Source organism: Enterobacter sp. ECC_219_Taxon_10 (assembly GCF_058354905.1).
Map to the genome: position 1 here is coordinate 599,911 of NZ_CM178005.1, position 24,046 is coordinate 623,956.

A 24,046-nucleotide genomic window follows, 5' to 3' on the forward strand; every position below is an offset into this window, starting at 1 on the left:
CCGTCGCTTTTCGGTGCGCCGTGATTTGCGCATTTATCCCGCAACTAATATTTATTAGCTAAATATTATCAGTAAGAGGACGCGTAATGAAAGAGCAGTGGAGCAGGGAGCAGGCACAGGCGTGGTACGAGCAAAAAGGCTGGCTGTGCGGGTTCAACTATCTGCCGTCGACGGCGGTGAACTGGACCGATATCTGGCAGGCAGAGACCTTCGATGCCGTAACCATCGAGCGCGAGCTGGGCTGGGCGGCGGACGCGGGCTATAACACCCTGCGCATCAACCTGCCGTTTATCGTCTGGGAGCACGACCGTGACGGGCTGATGGCGCGCATCGACCAGTTTTTGACGATTGCCGACGGTCACGGGTTCAGCACCATGCTGACTCTGATGGACGACTGCGGCTTCTCCGGCGACGAGCCGTACCTCGGCCCGCAAAAGCCGCCGGTGCCGGGCAAGCACAACAGCCAGGCGGCGGCGAGCCCGGGGCGTGACAGGGTGTGCGATCCCGACTGCCGGGCAGACATTGAGCGTTATATCCGCGACATTGTTCGCCAGTTCCGCGACGATAAGCGCGTGCTGCTGTGGGATCTCTACAACGAGCCGGGCAACCGCGGCATTTTCGCGACGGGCACGCAGGAGGTGCAGTACGACGCGAAGCTGGAGACCTGCGCACATGAGTTGATGAAGCTGGCGTTCCAGTGGGTGCGTGAAGAAGACCCAACCCAGCCGCTCACCGTCTGCGCGTGGCGTCTGCCGCAGGAAGAGGAGGGCGAGACGTTCTTCCAGCACCCGCTGGACCAGACCGCGCTGGCGCTCTCGGACGTGGTGAGCTTCCACGCCTACACCCACACCGGGCGGATGACGGCGATTATCCAGCAGCTGCAACAGCTCGGTCGGCCGCTGTTCTGCACCGAATGGCTGGCGCGTCACGTGGGCAGCACCATCGAAGAGCAGCTTCCACTGATGTACGCGGCGAAGGTCGCGCCGTACCAGTGGGGGCTGGTGCGCGGCAAAACCCAGACGTGGCTGCCGTGGCCGGTGGTGATGAAGGAGTCCACGGACTACTGCCGCCTGTGGTTCCACGACGTATTTGAGGAGAACGGCATTCCGTTCTCGCGCCGTGAAATCGCATTAATGCAGCAGCTGCGCAAGATCGCCCCGAAAGTTCAGGGTTAATAATATCGACCCGGCGGCCGACCGCCGGGCAACCAGGCAGGCATATATCAATGGCAACGACAATGAAAATACCGTCTCGCGAGTTGTGGTCTTATTTTGGCTATGGTTTAGGTCAGTGTTTTAGCTTTGGTTTAGTGGGTTCGTTTATTAACTATTTTTACACCGACGTGCTGGGGATCTCGGCGCTGGCGGCGAGCACCATCTTCCTGATTGCCCGCGCGTGGGACGCGGTTCACGATCCGCTGTTTGCCAGCATTATGGACACCATTAACAGCCGGTTCGGCAAGTTTCGCCACTTTTTGCTGATCGCGCCGCTGCTGATCACCGGCGTCACGCTGCTGTCGTTCTATAAAATCGAAGCAGACATGACCACTAAAATCCTCTACGCCGGGGTGACCTACATCCTGTGGGGGACGCTGTACGCCATCTCCGATATCCCGTTCTGGTCGATGTCGTCGGTGATGACCAATGACTCCGCCCAGCGCACCCGCGCGGTGACGGCGGCGATGCTCGGGGTGAACGCGGGGATTGCCTGCGCCAACATCTTCTTCCCGAAGCTGGCGGCGTTCTTCGCCCAGTACAGCAACGATAAAGGCTACTTTATGGCGGCGCTGGTGATGATGCTGGTGGGCCTGCCGCTGATGCTCAACGGTTTTATGCAGATCAAAGAGCGCGTGCCGCCGAGCCCGGAGAAGGTGACCATCCGCGACACCTTCCACAACCTGCGCCAGAACAAGCCGCTGTTTATCGTCCTGCTGTCGTTCTTTTTCTGCGTGTTCCACAACGTGGCGGGCGGGCTGTATATCTACTTCTTTATCAACAACCTGGGCGACGGCAGCCTGCAGATGGCGATTGGTGTGATGGGGATCGTGGCGGCGGTGCTGTGCCTGGTTGCCCCGATGCTGACGCGCCGGATGCAGAAGCGGAAGCTGTTTATGATCCTCTGCGGGCTGGACGTGGCGGTGCGCGTGGTGATGTGGTTTGTCGGCTATCAGCAGGTGACGATGCTGTTTATTCTGCTCGGCCTGAGCACGCTGTTCGTGATGATGACTAACATCCTCACCTCGTCGATGATTGCCGACACCATCGAGTACGCGGAGTACCACACCCACAAGCGCTGCGCGGCGATTACCTTCTCCGGGCAGACCTTTACCGGCAAGATGTCGGTGGCGGTAGGCGGCGGGTTAATCGGCGTGTTTCTGACGATGATCGGCTACGTGCCGCAGGCGCAAATTCAGAGCCAAGGCGTGCTGTCGGGGCTGTTCTTCGGGATTTGTTTGTTACCGGCGATTGGGTCGCTGATCCGCATGGGCTTTATGTCGCGCTTTACCTTCACCGAGGAGAAGCATGCGGAGATTTGTCGGCTGCTGGCGGAGCGGAACGCGTCTGCGAAAGCGCCGGGTGGCGGCTGCGCCTTACCCGGCCTACAGGATCAGCCCTTGTAGGCCTGATAAGCGAAGCGCCATCAGGCTTCGCATTTAAAGGATTACAGCGACTTCACAAACGCCAGCAGATCTTCGTTGAGCTGATCCTGGTGGGTCAGCGCGAAGCCGTGCGGCGCGTTGTCGTACACCTTCAGCGTGGCGTTTTTGATCATCTCCGCCGCCAGCTTGCCGGTGCTTTCAAACGGCACGATCTGGTCGTTGCTGCCGTGAATAACCAGCGTCGGCACGTCGATTTTCGCCATATCCGGGCGGAAGTCGGTTTCGCCGAAGGCGGTCACGCAGTCGATGGTGCCCTTCAGCGACGCCAGCAGGGCGATGTTCAGCGTCTGGGTCAGGGCACCGGCGGAGACGGTTTGCCCGGCGTTGGTGCCGTAGAACGGCGTCGCGAAGTCGCTGATGAACTGGGCGCGATCTTTACGCAGTCCGTCGCGAATGCCGTCGAACACGCTCTGATCCACACCCTGCGGGAAGGAGTCGGATTTGCCAAAGATTGGCGTTACCGCGCCCAGCAGCGCCAGACCGGCCACGCGCGCGCTGCCGTAGTTGTTGATGTAGCGCGTCACGTCGCCGCCGCCCATGGAGAAGCCCACCAGCGTCACGTCGCGTAGATCCAGAGTGGTAATCAGGTCGTTGATGTCGGACGCAAAGGTGTCGTAGTCGTAGCCGTTCCACGGCTGATCCGAGCGGCCAAAGCCGCGACGGTCAAAGGCGATGGCGCGGAAGCCGCGCTCCGCCAGGTAGTTCAGCTGGCTGTCCCACATGTCGCCGTCCAGCGGCCAGCCGTGGCTGAAGAGAACTGGTTTGCCCGCGCCGCAGTCTTTGTAGTAAATCTGCGTGCCGTCTTTTGCCTTAAACGTTGCCATAGTGTCTTCCTCTACAGGTGATTGTTATGTTTAAACCGGCGCGACCAGATAGCGAATTGCCGGTGATGTTGTGCCCTGATGAAAAGCCAGAACGCGGCTCTGCAGCAGGAGGTCATTCATGGTGTGGCGCTCCTGCTGGCGCAGATGCTCAATCCAGGAGCCCATCAGGAAGGTCTCGATAAACAGACCGGGGCGCTCAATATCCTCGTACACCGCCCAGCTCATCGCCCCGGCGCGGCGGCGCACCCGGCGCAGCTCGTGTACCGCCTCCAGGAAGGCCTTCGCGTTGTGCGGGTCGATGATGTACTCGTGCGATACCAGCACCGGGCCACGCTCGTTGGGCAGCTCAATCTCCACGCCGTCCAGCGGTTGGCCGCTCAGGTCGAGGTTCAGGTCCGGATCTTTCTCCAGCTTCCAGCGGAACACCGTTGCGCTTGCCAGCACCATCCCCAGCGTGGCGACCACCAGCGAGGTTGGGGTGCCGAACTGCGAGGCGATTTGCCCCCAGATGGCGCTGCCCGTGGTCATCGAGCCGAAGAACACCGTCAGGTAGACCGCCAGCGCGCGGGCCTTCACCCAGCGGGCGGCGCTGCGCTGCGCGCCGAGGTTGAGGGTGGAGAGCACCGCAATCCACGCGAAGCCGGTGAAGAACTCAAACAGGTTCAGCAGCCAGACGTGGCGCACAAACGCCAGCGCCAGCATGGTGAGGGCAAAGGTCAGGCTGGCGGCCACCATCAGGCGGTCGGCGTCCAGCCGCTGGCGCAGGCGCGGCAGCAGGATCGCCCCGGCAATCGCCCCCAGGCCAATGCACGCCAGCATCACGCCGTAGCCCGCCGGGCCTAAGCCCAGCTCGCGGCGCGCCACCAGCGGCAGCAGCGCCCAGCCCGCACTGCCGAAAACGAAGAAGGCCACGGTGCGCACCAGCACGTTGCGCAGCACCGGGGCGGCGTGCACGTAGCGAATGCCGGAGCGCACCGCGGAGAAGAAGTGCTCCGGCGGCAGGCGCTGCACGGATGGCGCCGGACGCCAGCGCCACAGCACCCACGCCACGCCGACCACGGACAGCGCGTTCAGGGCAAACACCATCCACGGCCCGGCGAGCGACAGCAGAAAACCGCCCAGCGCGGGGCCAATCGCCCGGCTGATGTTCACCCCGAGCGAGTTCAGCGCCACGGCGGCACCCAGCTCCGGCTTGCTCACCAGATCGGGCACCACGGCCTGGAACGGCGGCGAGCTCATCGCCGCGCCCACGCTCAGCAGAAACGTTGCCACCAGCAGCACGGTGGGGGTGACGTGTCCGGTGAAGGAGAGCACCGTCAGTACGGCGGCGGCGATGAACACCCACAGCTGGGAGAAGAGCAGGTATTTACGTCGGTCGACGATGTCCGCCATCACCCCGGACGGCAGGGCGAAGAGAAACATCGGCAGGCTGCTGGCCGCCTGTACCAGCGCGATATCCAGCGGGTCGGCGCTCAGGGTCAGCATGCTCCAGTTGATGCCGACGTCGCTCATCCATGAGCCGACGTTAGAGACCACCGTGGCGATCCACAGCATGCGGAACACCGGCTGGCTCAGCGGTTGCCACGGCGAAACCGCCTGCGCGGGCGTCGTCTCGACGTGTGCGTCGCGAACGTCGTTAACCTGGGTCATGCGAACCTCTCCGTTGCCTTACGCTGCAGCCGCCACTGGCCCGGCCCGGTGAGGGCGAGGGCGGTGAAGATAATCAGCAGCAGCCAGCCAAACTGCCCTTCGGCAATCGACCAGTTCGGGTGGACCGCCAGCATCGCCACCAGCAGCACGGCGATAATCGGCAGGCACGCCAGGCGGGTGTACACGCCCGCAATGATAAACAGCGGGCAGATCACCTCAGCGAATATTGCCGGGATCAGGCTGGCGTAAGGCCCGAAGCCAAACGGATCTTCAATGCGCGTCAGCTCTTCGCTGAAGTGCAGCACCTTCGGCAGGCCGTGCACGTAGAGCAGCAGCAGGCTGCCGGTCAGGCGCAGGAAGAACAGCCCCAGGTCGACCCGGGGCGGCATAGTGGTGTTTTTCATCAGAATGCAAAGCAGCTGCAGCCCAGCGCCCCCCAGAAAGCGTTATCGTCGGACACCGGCATCTCTGACGTGCGGGCGAAATCATGCTGGTGGCTGTGAACCCCGCACGGGCCGCTGCAGTGGTGAGCCACACTCAAGCCGACGCGTGCGGCCTGCGGCGGCGCGCTGCGGTAGTGGCCCGGCACCTTCACCACCGGGGACCACTCGGGCAGAACCGGAATGGCCGGCGGCGCGAGCGGGCCAAAGCTGCCTGCGGCGTAGACGATGTCGCCGTTGACCACCGTCAGGACGGACTCGATGCCCTTGATCTCCTCTTCCGGCACGCGGAAGTAGTCTTTGCTCAGCACGGCCAGATCGGCAAGCTGGCCGACCTTGATCTGCCCCTTCTGGTTCTGCTCGCTGGAGAACCACGCGCTGCCCTGAGTCCAGAGCATCAGGGCGGTATCGCGATCCAGACGGGCACTGTGGTCGTACATCTGCATTCCGCCGACGGTGCGGCCGGAGACCAGCCAGTAGAGCGCGGTCCACGGGTTGTAGCTCGCCACGCGGGTAGCGTCCGTTCCTAAGCCCACCGGCACGCCGGTCTCCAGCATTTTCGCCACCGGCGGCGTGTGGCGGGTGGCTTCGATGCCGTAACGCTCGGCAAAGTACTCGCCCTGGAAGGCCATGCGGTGCTGCACGGCAATGCCGCCGCCCAGCGCTTTGATGCGGTCGATGTTGGCCTGGGTAACGGTTTCCGCATGGTCGAAGAACCAGTGCAGGCCGTTGAACGGAATGTCGCGGTTCACCTTCTCGAACACGTCCAGCATGCGGCTGATGGATTCGTTGTAGGTGGCGTGCAGGCGGAACGGCCAGCGGTGCTCCACCAGATGGCGCACCACGCGCTCCAGCTCGTCCTCCATGCCCGGCGCGAGGTCCGGGCGCGGTTCGAGGAAGTCTTCAAAATCGGCGGCGGAGAAGACCAGCATCTCCCCTGCGCCGTTGTGGCGGAAGAAGTCGCTGCCCTGGCCCGGCGTGAGCATATCGGTCCATTTTTCAAAGTCTTCAAGCTCGTGGCCCGGACGCTGGGTAAACAGGTTGTAGGCGATGCGGATGGTCATCTGCTTTTTCTCGTGCAGCTCGGCAATCACCTCGTAATCTTCCGGGTAGTTCTGGAAGCCGCCGCCCGCGTCGATGGCGCTGGTCAGCCCCAGGCGGTTCAGCTCGCGCATGAACTGACGGGTGGAGTTGACCTGCTGCTCCAGCGGCAGCTTCGGCCCTTTGGCCAGCGTGGCGTAGAGGATCATGGCGTTCGGACGGGCGATCAGCATCCCGGTCGGGTTGCCGTTGGCGTCGCGCTGGATCTCGCCGCCCGGCGGGTTTGGCGTGTCTTTGGTGTAGCCGACCACCTTCAGCGCGGCGCGGTTGAGCAGGGCGCGGTCGTACAGGTGCAGGATGAAGACCGGGGTATCCGGCGCGGCGTCGTTAATTTCGTCCAGGGTCGGCATGCGGCGCTCGGCAAACTGGAACTCGGTCCAGCCGCCCACCACGCGCACCCACTGGGGCGATGGCGTGCGCAGGGCCTGCTCTTTCAGCATCCGCAGGGCGTCGGCCAGGGACGGCACGCCTTCCCAGCGCAGCTCAAGGTTGTAGTTCAGCCCGCCGCGAATGAGGTGCAGGTGCGAGTCGTTCAGGCCGGGGATGGCGGTGTGGCCTTTCAGGTCCACCACTTTGGTGCCGTCGCAGTGGTGTTGCATCACCTCGGCGACGGTACCCACTTCCAGAAATTTTCCGTCGCGCACGGCAACGGCTTCCGCGACAGGATTTTCGCGATCGACGGTGTGAAACTGGCCGTTAACCAGAATGAGATCGGCTTTACCGAGGGTAACCATAACTGCTCCTGACTGAGAGGGGGAATGGTCAGGATTATGGGAACCGGTTTCGGCAAAGATCCAGTTATACAATAGGATAGGTATACCAAGGTATAACTATACCTAAGGTTAACTATACGAAGAGATAATTACGCGCGGCGACGGAAAACCGCAGGATGAGGGTGACTTTATCGTCGTGGCACTCACGGCGATTTCTACCCTTAACCACTGGAAAATGCTATGACCTCTTCAAAGCTCGAAGTGTTAACCCCTGCGAACTGTCAGGTAATCTTTATCGATCACCAGCCACAGATGGCGTTTGGCGTGCAGTCTATTGACCGCCAGGTGCTGAAAAACAACACCGTGGCGCTGGCGAAAGCGGCCAAAGTGTTCAACATTCCAACCATCATCACCACCGTTGAGACCGAAAGCTTCTCCGGTAACACCTATCCGGAGCTGCTGGACGTCTTCCCGGGCCAGGACATCCTGGAGCGTACCTCCATGAACTCCTGGGATGACCAGAAGGTACGTGACGCGCTGAAGGCCAACGGCAAGAAGAAGGTGGTGGTTGCCGGCCTGTGGACCGAAGTGTGCAACAACAGCTTTGCCCTGTGCGCGATGCTGGAAGGCGACTACGAAATTTATATGGTGGCGGATGCGTCCGGCGGCACCTCCAAAGAAGCCCACGACTTCGCGATGCAGCGCATGATCCAGGCGGGCGTGATCCCGGTGACCTGGCAGCAGGTGATGCTGGAGTGGCAGCGCGACTGGGCGCGTAAAGAGACCTACACCGCGGTGATGGATATCGTGCGCGAGCACTCCGGCGCGTACGGCATGGGCGTAGATTACGCCTACACCATGGTGCACAAAGCGCCGTCTCGCCAGAAGAGCGAGCACCGCACCTTAGCGCCTGTTCCGGCACGCTAAGTTCCGCTGGCGGGCTGGTCCCTCATCCGGCTCGCCGCTGCCTCTTTCTCTGGAGTTCACAATGAGTACTGGGCTGATATCCCTTGCGGCAGGCGTGTTGATTGGCCTGATGTATGCCGTGCTGAAGGTGCGCTCCCCCGCGCCGCCCGCGCTGGCGCTGATTGGCCTGCTGGGGATGCTGGCGGGTGAACAGGCGACGCGCCATCTGTTATCCCGCGACGGCGCGCCGCCGCCTCAGGTGACGGTTCCGCAGGCCAAATCGCAGACGGGAGCGACCTCATGAAAGCATGGATAATTTCTCTGGTATGCGGCGTGGGTGCTGGGGTAATTTACGCTCTGCTCGACGTCCATTCCCCGGCGCCGCCGGTTGTCGCCCTGCTTGGCCTGTTTGGCATGCTGGTGGGCGAACAGCTCATCCCGGTGGGACGGCGTTTACTGAGTCGCGAACCGCTTACCCTCGCCTGGTTTCGTCACGAATGCGTACCGAAAATCAGCGGCACGGCGCCTCCTGCGCCCGCGAAGGACGATCGCGACGTTTAATGATTTTTAGAGGAAAGACAGCATGACGCTGCCGTGGCGCATTGCCATCATTGATGACGAACGTTCCGTCCGCAGCGGGCTGAGTAATCTCCTGGAGTCGGAAGGCTATGCCGCCGACACGTTTGATTCGGCAGAGGTATTTCTGAGTCATCCGCTCGCCCTGTCCGGCGCGGCGATGGTGATCGCCGATATCAAGCTGCGGGGCATGAGCGGCCTGGAGCTGTTTGAAACGCTGCGGCTGCTGGCCGTCCCCCCGCCGCCCGTGATCTTTATCTCCGGTCATGCTGATGAAAATATGCAGCGGTACGCTCTCAGGCTGGGCGCCGCTGCATTTTTGCGTAAACCCATTAACATCGATATTCTGCTGGATCATATACAGCGGGAGCTGGCCCGCCGACGATAAGGATCGCGGATGAACGAACACGAGCAGCCTGCATTCTGGCCCGCCCAGGGGAATCTTCACCAGGGGCGGGTTTTTGTCCTTAAAGAGGATGTGATTTTTACCGTGCTGGCGCAGGAGGGCGGTATCTCCTGGATGAACGCGCGCCATCCCCATTCCGGCGGCTCGTTCATCATTGCCACCGCGGTGAGTGACGAAGAAGAGGAGCGGGCGACACGGCTGCTCAAAAATGAGTTTGCCCTGCGCGATGTGCTGCAGGACAGCTGGGCCATCCGCGCCGTCGCGTCCACCCAGTACCGGGGGCGTTTCGCGCTGGTGTATGCGCCGTTTTCGTTTGAACTGCTGGCGCGGCGCGCGGGCAGGGCTATCTCGGGGATCTCGCGCTTTATCGAACTGGCGATCCAGATCTGCGCTCCCCTGCGCCAGATGCACCTGCAAAACCTGATCCACGGTGATATCAAGCCCGGCTCGATATTTGTTCATCACGATGGCGCCTGCCGTCTGGGCAGCTTTGGCCTCTCCTGCAGCCTCTCCGGCGCCTTTTCCCAGACCCGGCTTGCCGTTTCAGGCGGTACGCCCGCCTACATGTCGCCGGAGCACACCACCCGCACCCGGCGCCCCGTTGACGGCCGCAGCGATCTCTACAGCCTCGGCATGGTGCTGTATGAACTCCTGACCGGACGCCTGCCGTTTGAGTTGGGGGAGGACGATCAGACCAACTGGGCGCACTACCATATTGCCTCGGAGCCGCTGGCCCCGGACGTGATTCGCCCGGACGTGCCGGGAATGCTGTCCACCATTATCCTGAAGCTGCTGGAAAAGCACCCCGATAACCGCTACCAGACGGTCGACGGGCTGATTGCCGACCTCCGCCGCTGCCAGGCGACGCTGACCTGCGAGGGCGAGATCGTCGCCTTTACCCCCGGCCAGCAGGACCGCACCCCGGCAATCCATCTGGCGGACTCGCTGTTCGCGACGCATCCGCAGGCGAATGACGTCATTGCCGCGTTTGAGCGGGTGGGGCAGAGCCTGGTGCCGGAGCTGGTAACGATCGGCGGGCCGTCGGGGATCGGCAAATCGTCGATCATCGCGACGGCGCTCAAAACGCTGCAGCAGCGTAAGGTGCTGCTGGCGGTGGGGAAAGTCGATCAGTTTTCGCCGTCCCTGCCCTACGGCGTATTAAGCTCCGCGTTCCGCACCCTGACGCTGCACCTGCTGGGGCTGCCCGCAGACGAGGTGGCGAAGTGGAAAATCCGCCTCTCCCGCGCCCTTGAGGGGTACGAAGCGCTGGCCGTCAGCCTGGTGCCCGAGCTGGGCCTGCTGCTGGAAAGCAAGCCGCGCTTCTCGGCGGATACGTTTTCCATTGATGCCCGGGCGCGCTTCAGCCATATGGTGCTGGCCCTGGTCAAAACCTTTGCCACTCAGGGCTGCCCGCTGGTGCTGGTGCTTGACGATCTTCAGTGGAGCGACGCCGCCAGCCTGCATACGCTGAAACATCTGCTGGTGACCTGCGGCGCTATCCCGCTGCTGCTGGTAGTCGCCCACCGCGATATCGGTTCGTTGTCCGAACCGACACTGCAACAGCAGCTGGCGAGCCTGCCGGAGGCAGCGCAAAACGCGACTGAAATTGTCCCGCAGGCGCTGTCCGTGAAGGCGGTGGCGCGCTGGCTGGCGACGATATTTCGCACCCGCAGCGCGGCGACGACCGACCTCGCCACGCTGATCCATGAAAAAACCGGGGGCAACCCGCTCTTTGTGCACGAGTTTTTCCGCCGCATCGTGGATGACGGGCTGGTGGTGCACAACAAATATCAGGATAAGTGGCACTACGATCTGCAGGCGATCCGCGCCCGACACTACACCGAGAACGTCGTGACTCTGGTTCTGGAGCAGCTTGAAGAGCTGCCCGACGAGACGCGCCGTCTGCTGGGCAGCCTCGCCTGCCTCGGCGGCACGGGTGAGATGGAGATGATATGCCGCGTGGTCGGCATGTCGATGGCGGAAATGCGCTATGCGCTGCACCCGGCGGTGATGGCCCAGCTCATCGTGCTAACGGAAAAAGAGTACGCCTTCACCCATGACAGGGTGCAGGAGGCCGCCTTTGCGCTGCTGGATCAGCATGAGAAAAGCCATCTTCACCTGACCACAGCCAGCCTGCTGGCCGACGCCGCGCGTCAGGCGGCGGGGAACGAACTGCTGTTCCGCGCCGTTCACCATGTCACGGCCGCGCTGGACAGCATTCAGCCCGCGCCGCAGCGGCAGATGTTCCGCGAGCTGAGCCTGCTGGCCGCGCGGCGGGCGAAGCGCACGGGGGATTATCTTTCGGCGCTCGGCTATATCCAGACCGCCAGAGCGCTGGGCAACGCCGGGGCGGTGTCAGACTTCATGCTCGATATCGAAGAGGCGGGCTGCGAGTTTGCGCTGGGCCATCTGGAGCGGACCCGCGAGCTGTGTGACGCCATTCTCGGCTGCCCCGGCGGGCTGACCGAAAAGGCGCTGGCGGCCAACCTGCTGGTGGAAGTCTACACTCGCCAGTCGGACAGCCGTCTGGCGCTGGAGGCGGCGCTCTGCTGGCTGGGGATTTTTGGTATTCAGATTGGCCGTTATCCGGAAGATGCCGACTGTGACGAGGCCTGGGCGCTCTTTTGCAACCGCACGGGCGACGCGCCGCAAAATCTTTTTGCCCAGCTCTCGCGGATGGATAACCCGGAAACCGAAGCGGTGATGAACCTGCTCTACAGCGCCAGCATTTGCGCCGGCTTCATCTGCCCGCGTCTGCACTTTTTGCTGCTCTGCCGCATGATGCACCTGACGCTCGACCACGGCATCACCGGCGCCTCCACCACGGCGATGGCCTGGTTTGGCGTGCTGATTGGCCACCGCTACGCCGAGTATCGCCTCGGGTTCCAGTACGGCACCCTGGCCCGCGAGATGGTGAACCGCCACGGCTACGACGCGTTCGAAGCCAAAACCCTGCTGCCCCTCGACCAGCTCAGCGTCTGGACCCAGCCTTTATCGTTTACCATCGAGTGCGCAAAGGCCTGCTTCACCGCCGCAGTGACCCACGGGGATATGACGGTAGCCTGCTTTGCGGCCTGCCATCAGGTCATTAACTTCCTCTCGCGGGGCGATCACCTGGACGGGGTGTTGACCAGCATCGATCGTGGCCTGGCGTTTGTGCGTAAAACCCACTTCCAGGACGTTGAGACCATTTTGATGCTCCAGCGCACCTTCGTGGAGTTTTTGCGCACGCCTGTCATCGGTACCTGGACCGCGTCGCAGGCGCTGCCCGAGACGCTGCTTCCCGCGTCGCCGGAGCAGGCCCCGGAGCAGACCTCGACCATGCTGTTCTGGTACTGGCTCTACCGCGGCATGGCGCACTTTACCTGCGGCGAGTATGCCGACGCGCAGGCGGATCTCGAGATGGCGGGCTGGTACGCGTGGTCTGCGCCGGGGCACATTCATCTGCTGGATTACCATCTCTACAGCGCGCTGGCGCTCTCCCGCCAGCTGACGCCGGAGACGTTTTCGGCGAATCACCGCCGCAGCATTCACGCCCACTACGACAAAATCGCCCTCTGGGCACGCGTTAATCCCGGCACGTTCGCGGATAAAGAGGCGCTGATCTACGCCGAAATCGTCCGTCTGGACGGGATGAACAGCATTGCGCTTGAGCAGTATGAGAAGGCGGTCCGGCTCTCCCGCGAGGGCGGGTTTAACCCGATCAACGCCCTGGCCCACGAGCTGGCGGGCCGCTTCGCGCTGGCCTGCGGCTACCCGACCGCGTCGGACGCCCACTTCCGCGGCTCGATTGCCGCCTGGGGCCGCGCGGGCGCGCAGGCTAAGGTGCGCCAGCTGGAGCAGGATTTCCCGCACCTGCTGGCCTCCGGGCAGGCCAGCGCCTACGACACGGTGGCGTTCGCCCAGAATGAAACGATCCGCGATCTGCAGAGCGTGATCAAAGCTTCCCGCGCGCTGTCGGAAGAGATCAATCTTGAGCGCCTGATCGAAAACCTGATGACGATCCTGCTCGAACGCGCCGGGGCGCAGCGCGGTCTGCTGCTTCGCGTGAGCGATAACCTGATCCCGGAGATCGAGGCCAGCGCCTGGACCAGCACCGACGGCGTGCGGGTGCGGATCCTGAAAGACGTGCCGACGGCGACCGACATGCCACTGTCGGTGCTGGCAGCGGTGATCCGCACCGGGCAGGAGATCCGCACCGGTAAGCCGGAGGAGTTTCATCCCTTCAGCCAGGATCCCTATCTGGTGACCTCGGGGGCAGCGGTCATGTGCGTCCCGATGTTCAAGCAGGCGCGGCTGGTGGGCGTGCTCTACCTGGAAAACCGCCTGATGCCGGAGGTCTTCACCGCCGAGCACTCGCGCGTGGTGAGCCTCTTGGGCGCGCAGGCCGCGGTCTCCCTGGAGACGGCGCGGCTCTATGCCGAGCTGCTTGCGGAGAACATCCAGCGCCGCCGGGTGGAAAAAGAGCTGCGTGCCAGCCAGACCTCGCTGATGCTGGGCGAGCAGATCAGCCACACTGGCAGCTGGCGCTGGGAGCTGGAGCAGGATCTGATGTTTGTCTCGGAAGAGTACGCCCGCATTCTCGGCCTGCCCGAGCAGCAAAAGATGATCTCCATGGCGGAGTTTTTGACTTTCGTTCACGAGGACGATTACGCCCGCATAAGCGCCATCGTTACCCAGAGCGTGCGCGACGGGCTCTCCATGCGCGCGGAGTTTCGCGTTAAGCGTCCCGACGGCTCAACGCGCTACATCCTCGGCATTGGCGATCCGGTGGGCGTGGGCAGCGAGGTGAACGAGTACTACGGCATCATCACCGATATCACCAGCCAGCGCGCCGCGGAGGATGCCATGCGGGTCGCGCAGGCGGATCTGGCGCGCGTTTCCCGGGCCACCACCGTCGGACAGCTGACCTCCTCCATCGCCCACGAGATCAACCAGCCGCTGATGTCCATCGTCTCGAACGCCGGGGCGAGCCTGCGCTGGCTCAGCCGCGAGCCCGCCCGGCTGGATAAAGTGCGTGAAGGGCTGGAGGAGATCGCCGCGGAAGGCGCGCGGGCGGGGGAGATCATTCGCAGCATTCAGTCCCTGACGCGCAAGCAGGATCCCACCTTCTCGCGCATCGACATGCACTACCTGATCCGCCATATCCTCACGCTCTCCCGCAGCGAGCTGGAGCAGCGACACATTAGCGTTGATTATCTGTTAAAGGCGCAGGACAGCTTTATCACCGGCGACAGCGTGCAGATCCAGCAGGTGCTGCTGAATCTGGTGATGAACGCGGTAGAGGCGATGGCCGAGGTGAAGGATCGCGCCAGCACCATTACCCTCAGCACCGGCAACGCGGACGGGAAAGTGATCGTCGAGATCGCTGACACCGGCAGCGGCATTGAGCCCGAGCGGCTGGAGCAGATTTTTGACTCGTTCTACTCCACCAAGCCGCAGGGGATGGGGATGGGGCTGACCATCAGCGCCAGCATCATCGAGCGCCACTGCGGGAAGCTGAGCGCGCGCCGCCGGGAGCCGCACGGCACGGTGTTTACCTTCGCGCTGCCGCTGGCGGCGCAGGAAGGGTAAACGTTACTCCGCGGGCTGGCTTTTGGTCAGGCGCTCAACGGCCCTGACCAGTTCCGCCACGGAGCGTACCTGCATTTTTTCCATCACGCGGCGGCGGTGCACCTTCACCGTGATCTCGCTTACGCCCAGCTCGGCGGCAATCTGCTTGTTGAGCTTGCCGGTGATGGCAAGCTCAAGCACCTCGTGCTCGCGCGGCGTAAGGGACAGATGACGCTGCTTCAGGGCGTAGTGCTCTTTATTGCGTGCGGCGTTGTGTTCCGCCAGCTGAAGCGCGGATTCAATGGCGTCGATAAGCGCAGTGGATTCGACGGGCTTGGTGAGAAATTCGTACGCGCCGCCTTTAATGGCGCGCACCGACATCGGAATAGTGCCGTGGCCGGTGAGAAAAATAATCGGGATCTCGCGCCCACTGTCCTTGAGCGCGTCAGCCACCTCAAAGCCCGAGATGGCGGGCATTTGCATGTCGAGGATCACGCACGACGGCAGATCCTCAAAGCGATGCTGAAGAAACGTTTCTGCCGATGAAAAGCCGACGGCGTTCAGGCCCGCTGATTCCAGCAGCCCGATTACGGACTGCCTGACTGCGTCATCGTCATCAACCACATACACAATGTGTTCCATTCACCGCCCCGGTGCAGATTTAAATGTCGAGGATGCAAACCGTCCCGGTGGGTACGTAAGGGACTGTTTATGCTGCCTTTCATCTTAACACATTAACTATCATTATCATTTAACAATATGATAACCATATGAAGTATAGCGAGCCGGGGCAGGGGCGGTGAAGGAGCGAAACGCTGTTTTTATGCACCGACAAGCTCAATGCGGTTGCCGTCCGGGTCCGCGATCACCGCTTCATAAAAGCCGTCTCCGGTCATGCGCGGGGCGCTGAGCAGCGTGCCGTTTGCCTGCGCCTGCGCTGCCATGCGGTCCACCTGCGCTTTGCTGCCGACGTTGATGGCGATATGCGCCCAGCCGATAAACTCCGGGTGCGCGGGGGCGTCCGGCAGGTCCGGCAGCGTCATCAGCTCGATGGTCGGTCCGTCATCCAGGGTAATAAAGTGTGATTCGAAACCGGGGCGATTTTTACTGACGTAGCGTTCGTTGCTGCGGCCATTAAAAACCGTTTCCCAGAACTGAACCTGTGCGTTCAGGCTGCGGGTCCAGAGTGCGACATGTGCAATATTCATAGTTACCCTCGTTGTTTGTGTTGCGCGGTTATGCAACATTATGCGCATTGATACTCGATTAGACTTTTCAAAGGACTTTAAATGCTCGATTATGCAGCTTTTCCTGAACAGCGACAAGAGCGGATCCGGCAGATCCTTCAGGAGAGCGGAAGGGTGGTCTGTACCGAGCTGGCGAGCCAGATGAACGTGTCCGAGCACACTATTCGCCGTGATTTACATGAACTTAGCAAAGAGGGCTATTGTAAAAAGGTCTACGGCGGCGCGGTACTTCAGCTTCCGGATGCGGGCAGTTTTTTCAGCCGTGAGCAGAAAATAAGTGCAGAAAAGCACACAATCGCGCAGAAAGCAGCAACGCTGGTTCAGGCAGGTGGGTGCATTTTTATCGACGCAGGGACAACAAACCTGGCGCTGGCAAAAGCCCTTCCGGCGGATCTTAACGTCACGGTGGTGACCAATTCTCCGGCGATTGCCGCGGAGCTGCTGCATCATCCTCTGTGTGAGGTGATTGTCACCGGCGGGCAGATCCAGCGAGCGTCCGGCGGAACGGTTGGCGCCACGGCGGCGAGCCAGATTCAGGACATTATCTTCGATCAGGCCTTTATCGGCGGCTGTGCGATGGATCCTGAGGCGGGGCTTACGGGGTTTGATTTTGCCGACTGCGAGTTTAAAAAAGCCGTGATTGCCCGGAGCACCCAGACCATTGTGGCCCTGACCGCAGACAAGCTTCCTGGCGTCGCGCGCTTTGTGGTAGCGAAGAGCCGCGACATTGACGTGCTGGTGGTGGAAGAGGGGATGGAGCAGGGCGTTTTTGACGCGCTGGCGGCGCAGGATGTTCGCATTGTGTGCGCCTGAGGACTTTCACGGGTAAAACAGGCTACACTCTGGTTTTGAGCGCTAAATGCTGAGGACGTAACAATGCACTACACACTGAAAGAAAGCGACAAGGATAAAGCGGAAGGGTCAAGCGGCGCGGGCGCTCTGCAGCAAAAACTGCTGGAGTCCCGTTCGATTGTTATCTCCGGTGAGATCAACCAGGAACTGGCGCAGAAAGTGATCACCCAGATGATCCTGCTGCAAAGCGTCAGCAACGATCCAATCAAGCTGTACATCAACAGCCAGGGCGGCCACGTGGAAGCGGGCGATACCATCCACGACTTCATCAAATTCATTCGCCCGGAAGTGCACGTCATCGGCACCGGCTGGGTGGCGAGCGCCGGGATCACCATCTTCCTGGCGGCGAAAAAAGAGCACCGCTACTCGCTGCCGAATACCCGCTTTATGATCCATCAGCCGCTGGGCGGCGTGCGCGGTCAGGCAACGGATATTGAGATCGAAGCGCGCGAGATCATCCGCATGCTGGATCGCGTGAACAAGCTGATCGCCGACGCCACCGGCCAGCCGCTGGAAAAAGTGAAAAAAGACACCGACCGCAACTACTGGATGTCTCCGGCAGAAGCGCTGGACTACGGCATCGTGGGTAAACTGATTACCCATTATGACGAGCTGAACCTGGATTAAGTTTTCGCGGCGTGTAGGTCGGGTGATACCCGACCTACACGCCCTCGTTTGACCCATGACAAGTTCCCCCTCTGCCTTCTTGCCTATAATCGCGCCTGTTTCCCCTCTCACTGGTGCTACCCATGGCGTATCAACTGAACCTGAACTGGCCGGAATTTCTTGAGAAATACTGGCAAAAACAACCCGTAGTGCTGAAAAATGCCTTCCCAAATTTTGTCGACCCGATTACCCCGGACGAGCTGGCTGGCCTGGCGATGGAGCCGGAAGTCGATAGTCGCCTGGTGAGCCATTTCAACGGCAAGTGGCAGGCCAGCAATGGTCCGTTTGAGCACTTTGACGATCTGGGCGAAACTGGCTGGTCGCTGTTGGCGCAGGCGGTGAACCACTGGCATATGCCCGCGGCGGAGCTGGTGCGTCCGTTCCGCGTCCTGCCGGACTGGCGTCTGGACGATCTGATGATCTCCTTCTCCGTGCCGGGCGGCGGCGTGGGTCCGCATATCGATCAGTACGACGTGTTTATTATTCAGGGGATGGGCAGCCGCCGCTGGCGCGTGGGCGACAAGCTGCCGATGCGTCAGTTCTGCCCGCATCCGGCGCTGCTGCATGTCGATCCGTTTGAGCCGATTATTGACGAAGATCTGGCCCCGGGCGATATCCTCTACATCCCGCCTGGATTCCCGCACGACGGCTTTACCCATGAGACAGCGCTCAACTACTCCGTCGGCTTCCGCGGGCCGAATGGTCGCGATCTGATCAGCAGCTTCGCCGATTACGCGCTGGAAAACGATCTGGGCGGCGAGCACTACAGCGATCCGGATCTGACCTGTCGCGAACACCCGGGCCGCGTGGAGCAGTACGAGCTTGATCGCATTCGTCAGATGATGATCGACATGATCGGCAAGCCGGAAGATTTCACAAAATGGTTCGGCAGCTTTGTCTCCACGCCGCGTCACGAGCTGGACATTGCTGCCGCCGAGCCGCCGTACGCGCCGGAAGAGGTGCTGGACGCGCTGCAGGGCGGCGAAACGCTGTCTCGCCTGAGCGGCCTGCGCGTGCTGAACGTCAATGGCAGCTTCTTTATCAACAGCGAGCAGCTGGAGACGGTGAACGCGAAGGCGGCGGATGCGCTGTGCCGCTACACCGAACTCGGCCAGGCCGAGTTGGGCGATGCGCTGAATAACCCGGCGTTTGTTGAAGAACTCACCGGGCTGATTAATCAGGGGTACTGGTACTTCGACGAGTAGTACGGCACGGTTTTCTCCCTCTCCCTGTGGGCTGAGGAATCCCCAGTAATGATTAAACAGAAGCAATAACGTTGTTTCAGAAAGATTGAAGACTTACAGCGACGCCCTGGTCCGGCTGTAAATCGCTGAGGCGTTTCCTGCGGGCCGGGGCGAGGCGCAGGGATGCGCCGAGAGGGCGGGCTTTACAGGGACGTTACCTCCGCCCGTACCCGATAAGCCGGAAGGAATAAGCCGAGGGCACCGCGAAGCGGCGATTTACCGCCGGGAGCCCGGGTCGCCAGGGTGGTGGCGACTGAGCCACCCTGGCACGTTCACCGGTCATGTCGTTACAGAGTAGCAAGGAACATAAAGTGAACGGAATGACCACCAGAGCTGTATGTTCCCCCTCACCCCAGCCCTCTCCCTCAAGGGAGAGGGGGTCGTCCGTGCTGGCATTATTTTGTGGGGATCCCTCTCCCTGTGGGAGAGGGTCGGAGTGAGGGCACCAGGCCGCACTAGCCCTCCTCCATCGCAATCACAATCGCTTCGCCCATCTTCTTCAACGCCTCGCGATTTTTCTCCGTCGGCGGCAGCGCCACGTTGATCCGCAGACAGTTGCGGTACTTCCCGGAGGCGGAAAACAGCGACCCGGCCGCGGCCTGGATCTTCAGCCGACACAGCTGCTTGCTGACGCACACCATGTCGACCTTCTCCGGCAGCTCAATCCACAGCAGGAAGCTACCCTGCGGGCGCGTGACGCAAATCTCTGCCGGAAAATACTGCCGCACCCAGCAGGTGTAGGTTTCCATATTCTGCTGATAAATCTGGCGCATACGGCGCACGTGGCGATGATAATGCCCGTCGCGAATAAACGCCGCCACCGCCATCTGGGTGCCCGGCACGTTAAACCCGCCCGCGGCGTATTTCATGTGCATCACCCGGTCGTAATAGCGCCCCGGCACGATCCAGCCGACGCGCAGGCCCGGCGCCACGGTTTTGGTGAATGAGCTGCAGAGGATCACGCGGCCGTCGATATCCATCGAATGAATGGTGCGAGGGCGCGGGTACTCCGCCGCCAGCTCGCCGTAAATGTCATCCTCCACAATCACGATATCGTGCCGCTGGGCGAGGGCTAACACCTGCTTTTTCCGCGCTTCGGGCATGATAAAGCCGAGCGGGTTATTGCAGTTGGGCACCAGGATCACCGCCTTGATCGGCCACTGCTCCAGCGCCAGCTCGAGCGCCTCGATGCTGATCCCGGTCTCGGGATCGGTAGGAATTTCAATCGCCTTGATGTCAAACCCGCGCAGCATCTGCATGGTGCCGTGGAAAGACGGCGATTCTACCGCCACGATGTCCCCCGGTTTACACACCGAGAGCAGGGCGATCGACAGCGCGCCGTGGCAGCCGTTGGTGATGACAATCTCGTTCGCCGCCACGGTAGAGCCGCTGTCCAGCATCAGGCGGGCGATCTGCTCGCGCAGCTCCAGGCGCCCGTCGAGCACGTCATAGCTCAGCATCTCGCTCGGGTTATGCTGCGCGATACGGCTCATCTCGCGCCACAGGGGCTTCAGGCTCGGCTGATTCACGTCCGGCGAGCCGCCGCCGAAGGAGATCATCTCTTTGTCGGCGCGGGCGTCCAGCAGCATCATCACCTCGTCCCACTGGGTGACGTCCACCGGGCGCTGAACCGGGCGGGTCATGGCCGGGACAGGCGGCTGGGCCTTGCGCTGCGAGACAAAATAGCCGGAGCGCGGCTGGGGTGTGATGAGCTGGAGGTTTTCGAGGATCTGGTAGGCCTGCTGTATGGTGCTGATGCTCACGCCGTGCTCCTGGCTCAGCGCGCGCACCGACGGCAGACGTTCGCCGCTGCGGTACAGCCCTTGTTCAATGCGTTCTGCCAGAAGGTTGGCCAGATGTTGATAGCGCGTCATGCTGTATCCTTTGTTTTCACCATACAGATTATAAAACCAGTACAGATTGCCGTAAAAATTGGCATGCAGATACTGTTTTAGCGGATCTGTATGTTAAAAAAAAGTTGTTTTTGAGTCTGTATTGCACGGGCCGATTTCCAGGATGATAACCCTACTGGCACAGCGAGGAGAGCATCATGGAATTCTACGAAAACCGTTCAAAACGTCCGTTTATTGTGTTTGTCTGGATCGGCAAAACGATCTGCAGCTGGTATCGCATCAACCGCACCCGCCGCATCCTGAGCCAGATGAGCGACGAGCAGCTCAAGGACGTTGGGTTATCCCGCAATGATATTTAAACCGCAGGCCGGGTAAGGCGTAGCCGCCACCCGGCGACGTTCAGCTCAACAGCGCAAGCGTCTGCCGCTTCGGCCTTTCCAGCAAATCCAGCGCCTCCTGATACGACCGCACGTTGTTATAGCCCATCACCAGCCCGTAGCGTTTGCCCGACCCGCGATACCACTCCGAAAGCGCGTTCACCTGCAGCTGCTGTTCCTGCCAGCAGCGCGCCACTTCCCGGTCACAGCTTCCTTTGGTCAGGAACGCCACAACATGCATTCCGCCGTCGTTTTGCTCGGTGAAAAACAGATCGCCATACACCTCGCGCAGGGCGGCAATCATCCAGTCGCGGCGGGTCTGATACAGCGCGCGCATCTTTTTCAAATGACGGAAAAAATGCCCTTCGTTGAGAAACGCGGTGAGGATCTTTTGCGTCAGCACCGGCTGGCCGCTTGTGGTAATGTCCGCGCAGTCGGTAAAAGCCCCGACGGTGCTGGCGGGCATCACCACGTAGCCCATGCGCAGCGACGGCATGATGGTTTTACTGAAGGTGCCCATAAAAATCACCCGGTCATGCCGGTCGAGGCTTTTCAGCGACGGCAGCACCTTGCGGGTGTAGTGAAACTCTCCGTCATAATCATCTTCGATAATCCACGCTTCGTTCTGGCTGGCCCAGTCGAGCAACTGCTGCTTGCGCGGCAGCGAGAGCGTCACCGCCAGCGGGCTCTGGTGCGACGGGGTGACGATGGCAAAACGCGCGTCGCGATGGTGACGGAGCAGGTACTCGGTATCGATACCCGAACGATCGACCGGCACCGTGTGCAGGCGCGGCACGATCCGCTTGAGCAGTTGCTGGCCCATAAAATAGCCCGGATCCTCAAACACCACCTTGTCGCTACGGCTGGCGAGGGTGTCGAGGATCAGCCGCAGGCTGCCGCTGTAGCCGCTGGTGATCAGCACCTGTTCGGCGCTGCAGGACAGCCCACGTGAAATGTTGAGATAGCTGGCGATGGCCTGGCGCAGCGGATACCAGCCCAGCACCGGCGGGTTGAGCATCTCTTCCTGACGCATGGCGCGCGTCGCCTGGCCCGCCAGCAGCAGCCATTTTTTATACGGGAAGCTGTCGAGGGCGGGGATGCCGGGGCGCAGAAACCCCGCCCGCTCTCGCTGGCTAATGAGCGATGCCGGAAGCGCTCCGGTGGGCTGTTCCGCAGGGGCAGGCTTATCTGGCAGCAGTAAATCGGGGTTAACCCGCGTGCCGCGCGCGCCCTGGCTCACCAGATACCCTTCACCCGTCAGAATGGCATACGCCGTTTCGACGGTTTTACGCGCCACCTTCAACTCTTCCGCCAGAACGCGGATGGCAGGCACCTTATCGCCCGGCTTCAGCACCCCACGCGTGATGTTGTCGCGATAGCGGGTATAAATCTCGTGATAGCCCGGCTTCATGTCCTACCTCATTTCACGCTTTTTGTATCTTTTTACTATGTCATGAACGGCGTAGATTTGCTTCATCGCATGACACATGCCGCACAAAAAGAGGAAAGACAATGAGCACTCGCGTTAACCACCATAAAGTTACACCTGCCCTCGCCAACGCGCTGTCTGCCCTGAGCATGGAGGTAGCAAAAACCTCCATCGACCCGGCGCTGAAGCATCTGATCGACATTCGCGTATCGCAGCTGAACGGCTGTACCTTCTGCCTGGATATGCACTCGAAAGAGGCCAAAATTGCCGGCGAGCGCGAGCTGCGCCTGTACCATCTGGCGGCCTGGCGCGAGTCCCCGCTGTTCAGCGCCCGGGAGAAAGCAGCGCTGGCCTTCGCTGAAGCGCTGACCCAGATTGGCGTTCACGGCGTGAGCGACGCGCTGTACCGCAGCGTGGCGGAGCACTTCTCGGACGTGGAGATTTCAGAACTGAACTTCGCCATCGTGGCGATCAACGCCTGGAACCGTCTGGGGATCACCTCCCGCATGGCGCCGGGCTCGCTGGACGCGGCTTACGGGCTGAATAAGGCTAACCTGGAATAGTTCCGCGCTCGCGGATCATCGCCACCAGCGCCCGTAATCCAGGCGGGACGTGGCGATGGCCGGGGTAATAGAGGCGCAGCCCGGCAAAGGGCTGCGCCCAGTCGTTTAACACGCTAACCAGTTCTCCACGCTCAAGCTCTTCCCGGATATACAGTTCCGGCAAAAATCCCACACCTAATCCCGCTTTTACAGCGCGGATCGAGGCAAAAAGATCGGATGTCGCAAAGCGCGGCGGTACGGCAAGGGCGTACGTTTCCCCCCGACGCGCCAGCTCCCAGCGGTAGATCCCGCCGTGGGCCATGCGCATGCCGATCCCCTGATGTGAAAGCAGATCGTCCGGCGTCTGCGGAATGCCGTGACGGGCAAAATAGTCCGGCGTGGCTGTGACCAGCTGGCGGATCTCTCCGGTCAGCGGCACGGCGATCATATCCTGCGGCACGGACTCTTCGAGGCGGATCCCCGCGTCATAGCCTTCCGCGACGATGTCGATCATCTTCGCTTCGCTCACCGTTTCCACGCGCATCTTCGGATAGCGGATCATAAAGTCGATCAGCAGTTGGTCCAGAAACAGGGTGCCGATATGGTTCGGCACGTTCAGACGCAGCGTGCCGGCGGGTTCCCCGGTGTCGCTGTGGATCTCCTCGCCGGCGAGACGGATCTCCTGCAGGGCCGGGCCGATACGCGCCACGTAGCGCTGTCCGGCGTCGGTGAGCGCCACGCTGCGGGTGGTGCGGTTAAAGAGGCGGGTATCAAGGCGGCTCTCCAGCCCGGCGATGGCGTTGCTTACCGCCGTGGCGGACATGCCCAGCTCCTGCGCCGCGCCGCGAAAGCTGCCGCGCCGCACCACCGCCATGACCACTTCCAGCTCTGTCAGACCTGAACGATGCATAGATTATCCTGAAAATCGAAACAACCCTTGCAGCATAGCGTGGATTATCGCAACGGAGAAGCCGTGCCAGACTGTGCTCACACAGCCTGAGGAGGTTT

The 24,046-nt window shown here is 61.5% G+C and carries 21 protein-coding genes; 12 read left to right on the forward strand and 9 right to left on the reverse strand.

What is annotated here, in order from left to right; all coding sequences use genetic code 11:
- The first annotated feature begins 86 nt into the window (after positions 1 to 86).
- Both AC4ICF_RS02785 and AC4ICF_RS02790 read left to right on the forward strand, forming a co-directional pair.
- The gene (locus AC4ICF_RS02785) at positions 87 to 1,175 is read left to right on the forward strand and encodes a cellulase family glycosylhydrolase (protein WP_316379771.1); all 1,089 of its coding nucleotides are present in this window, start codon (positions 87 to 89) and stop codon (positions 1,173 to 1,175) included.
- Between the two features lie 50 nt (positions 1,176 to 1,225).
- Positions 1,226 to 2,620: an MFS transporter gene (locus AC4ICF_RS02790; RefSeq protein ID WP_100122295.1), complete on the forward strand. Its 1,395-nt coding sequence runs from the start codon at positions 1,226 to 1,228 to the stop codon at positions 2,618 to 2,620.
- A gap of 41 nt (positions 2,621 to 2,661) precedes the next feature.
- Here AC4ICF_RS02790 and AC4ICF_RS02795 read toward each other — a convergent pair whose 3' ends face one another.
- From AC4ICF_RS02795 to AC4ICF_RS02810, 4 genes are read right to left on the reverse strand one after another with little or no spacing between them, the layout of a single operon-like run.
- Positions 2,662 to 3,483 carry an alpha/beta fold hydrolase gene (locus AC4ICF_RS02795; RefSeq protein WP_069601666.1) on the reverse strand — a complete coding sequence of 274 codons (822 nt, stop codon included), beginning with the start codon at positions 3,481 to 3,483 and terminating at the stop codon, positions 2,662 to 2,664.
- Positions 3,484 to 3,513: 30 nt separating this feature from the next.
- Positions 3,514 to 5,133 carry an MFS transporter gene (locus AC4ICF_RS02800; RefSeq protein WP_316379770.1) on the reverse strand — a complete coding sequence of 540 codons (1,620 nt, stop codon included), beginning with the start codon at positions 5,131 to 5,133 and terminating at the stop codon, positions 3,514 to 3,516.
- Positions 5,130 to 5,537, reverse strand: coding sequence for a DoxX family protein (locus AC4ICF_RS02805; RefSeq protein WP_316379769.1), 408 nt, complete (start codon positions 5,535 to 5,537; stop codon positions 5,130 to 5,132). Before AC4ICF_RS02805 ends, AC4ICF_RS02800 begins: the two co-directional genes overlap by 4 nt.
- The gene (locus AC4ICF_RS02810) at positions 5,537 to 7,408 is read right to left on the reverse strand and encodes an amidohydrolase (protein WP_163330736.1); all 1,872 of its coding nucleotides are present in this window, start codon (positions 7,406 to 7,408) and stop codon (positions 5,537 to 5,539) included. Before AC4ICF_RS02810 ends, AC4ICF_RS02805 begins: the two co-directional genes overlap by 1 nt.
- A gap of 219 nt (positions 7,409 to 7,627) precedes the next feature.
- Between AC4ICF_RS02810 and AC4ICF_RS02815 the strand changes: the two genes are divergently transcribed.
- From AC4ICF_RS02815 to AC4ICF_RS02835, 5 genes are all read left to right on the forward strand, one after another.
- A complete protein-coding gene (locus AC4ICF_RS02815) occupies positions 7,628 to 8,314 on the forward strand; it encodes a hydrolase (protein ID WP_028015361.1) in 687 nt (228 codons plus the stop codon).
- A gap of 61 nt (positions 8,315 to 8,375) precedes the next feature.
- Positions 8,376 to 8,597 (forward strand): DUF1427 family protein, encoded by a 222-nt coding sequence (locus AC4ICF_RS02820; protein WP_252002870.1) that lies wholly within the window; start codon positions 8,376 to 8,378, stop codon positions 8,595 to 8,597.
- Entirely contained in the window at positions 8,594 to 8,854 is a 261-nt protein-coding gene (locus AC4ICF_RS02825; RefSeq protein WP_116343926.1) for a XapX domain-containing protein, read from the forward strand. Before AC4ICF_RS02820 ends, AC4ICF_RS02825 begins: the two co-directional genes overlap by 4 nt.
- Positions 8,855 to 8,876: 22 nt before the next feature.
- Positions 8,877 to 9,257, forward strand: coding sequence for a response regulator transcription factor (locus tag AC4ICF_RS02830; RefSeq protein ID WP_316379768.1), 381 nt, complete (start codon positions 8,877 to 8,879; stop codon positions 9,255 to 9,257).
- A gap of 9 nt (positions 9,258 to 9,266) precedes the next feature.
- Positions 9,267 to 14,849, forward strand: a complete 5,583-nt coding sequence (locus AC4ICF_RS02835; RefSeq protein ID WP_316379767.1) for a trifunctional serine/threonine-protein kinase/ATP-binding protein/sensor histidine kinase — start codon at positions 9,267 to 9,269, stop codon at positions 14,847 to 14,849.
- Positions 14,850 to 14,852: 3 nt separating this feature from the next.
- Here the strand turns inward: AC4ICF_RS02835 and AC4ICF_RS02840 are convergent, their stop codons facing one another.
- A complete protein-coding gene (locus AC4ICF_RS02840) occupies positions 14,853 to 15,470 on the reverse strand; it encodes a response regulator transcription factor (RefSeq protein WP_116343923.1) in 618 nt (205 codons plus the stop codon).
- A gap of 179 nt (positions 15,471 to 15,649) precedes the next feature.
- Positions 15,650 to 16,036 (reverse strand): VOC family protein, encoded by a 387-nt coding sequence (locus AC4ICF_RS02845; RefSeq protein WP_192981879.1) that lies wholly within the window; start codon positions 16,034 to 16,036, stop codon positions 15,650 to 15,652.
- A gap of 81 nt (positions 16,037 to 16,117) precedes the next feature.
- Between AC4ICF_RS02845 and AC4ICF_RS02850 the strand changes: the two genes are divergently transcribed.
- The 3 genes from AC4ICF_RS02850 to AC4ICF_RS02860 all read left to right on the forward strand — a co-directional run bounded on the left by AC4ICF_RS02850 (position 16,118) and on the right by AC4ICF_RS02860 (position 18,798).
- A complete protein-coding gene (locus tag AC4ICF_RS02850; protein WP_163330741.1) occupies positions 16,118 to 16,888 on the forward strand; it encodes a DeoR/GlpR family DNA-binding transcription regulator in 771 nt (256 codons plus the stop codon).
- Between the two features lie 63 nt (positions 16,889 to 16,951).
- Complete coding sequence (locus AC4ICF_RS02855; protein ID WP_028015368.1) at positions 16,952 to 17,554, forward strand: ATP-dependent Clp protease proteolytic subunit; 603 nt, start codon at positions 16,952 to 16,954, stop codon at positions 17,552 to 17,554.
- Between the two features lie 122 nt (positions 17,555 to 17,676).
- On the forward strand, positions 17,677 to 18,798 hold the full coding sequence (locus tag AC4ICF_RS02860) for a ribosomal protein uL16 3-hydroxylase (protein WP_316379766.1): 1,122 nt from the start codon (positions 17,677 to 17,679) through the stop codon (positions 18,796 to 18,798).
- A gap of 494 nt (positions 18,799 to 19,292) precedes the next feature.
- Here the strand turns inward: AC4ICF_RS02860 and AC4ICF_RS02865 are convergent, their stop codons facing one another.
- The gene (locus AC4ICF_RS02865) at positions 19,293 to 20,711 is read right to left on the reverse strand and encodes an aminotransferase-like domain-containing protein (RefSeq protein ID WP_116342280.1); all 1,419 of its coding nucleotides are present in this window, start codon (positions 20,709 to 20,711) and stop codon (positions 19,293 to 19,295) included.
- Positions 20,712 to 20,887: 176 nt separating this feature from the next.
- On the opposite strand from AC4ICF_RS02865, the gene AC4ICF_RS02870 reads away from it, so the two are divergent.
- Entirely contained in the window at positions 20,888 to 21,049 is a 162-nt protein-coding gene (locus AC4ICF_RS02870; protein WP_116342282.1) for a DUF1127 domain-containing protein, read from the forward strand.
- 40 nt (positions 21,050 to 21,089) lie between these two features.
- Here AC4ICF_RS02870 and pdxR read toward each other — a convergent pair whose 3' ends face one another.
- The gene (gene pdxR / locus AC4ICF_RS02875; RefSeq protein WP_163330743.1) at positions 21,090 to 22,478 is read right to left on the reverse strand and encodes a MocR-like pyridoxine biosynthesis transcription factor PdxR; all 1,389 of its coding nucleotides are present in this window, start codon (positions 22,476 to 22,478) and stop codon (positions 21,090 to 21,092) included.
- Positions 22,479 to 22,579: 101 nt separating this feature from the next.
- On the opposite strand from pdxR, the gene AC4ICF_RS02880 reads away from it, so the two are divergent.
- A complete protein-coding gene (locus AC4ICF_RS02880; protein ID WP_013095424.1) occupies positions 22,580 to 23,059 on the forward strand; it encodes a carboxymuconolactone decarboxylase family protein in 480 nt (159 codons plus the stop codon).
- Here AC4ICF_RS02880 and AC4ICF_RS02885 read toward each other — a convergent pair.
- The gene (locus AC4ICF_RS02885; RefSeq protein ID WP_316379765.1) at positions 23,046 to 23,948 is read right to left on the reverse strand and encodes a LysR family transcriptional regulator; all 903 of its coding nucleotides are present in this window, start codon (positions 23,946 to 23,948) and stop codon (positions 23,046 to 23,048) included. The two genes, AC4ICF_RS02880 and AC4ICF_RS02885, sit on opposite strands and share 14 nt — an antisense overlap.
- Positions 23,949 to 24,046 lie beyond the last annotated feature (98 nt).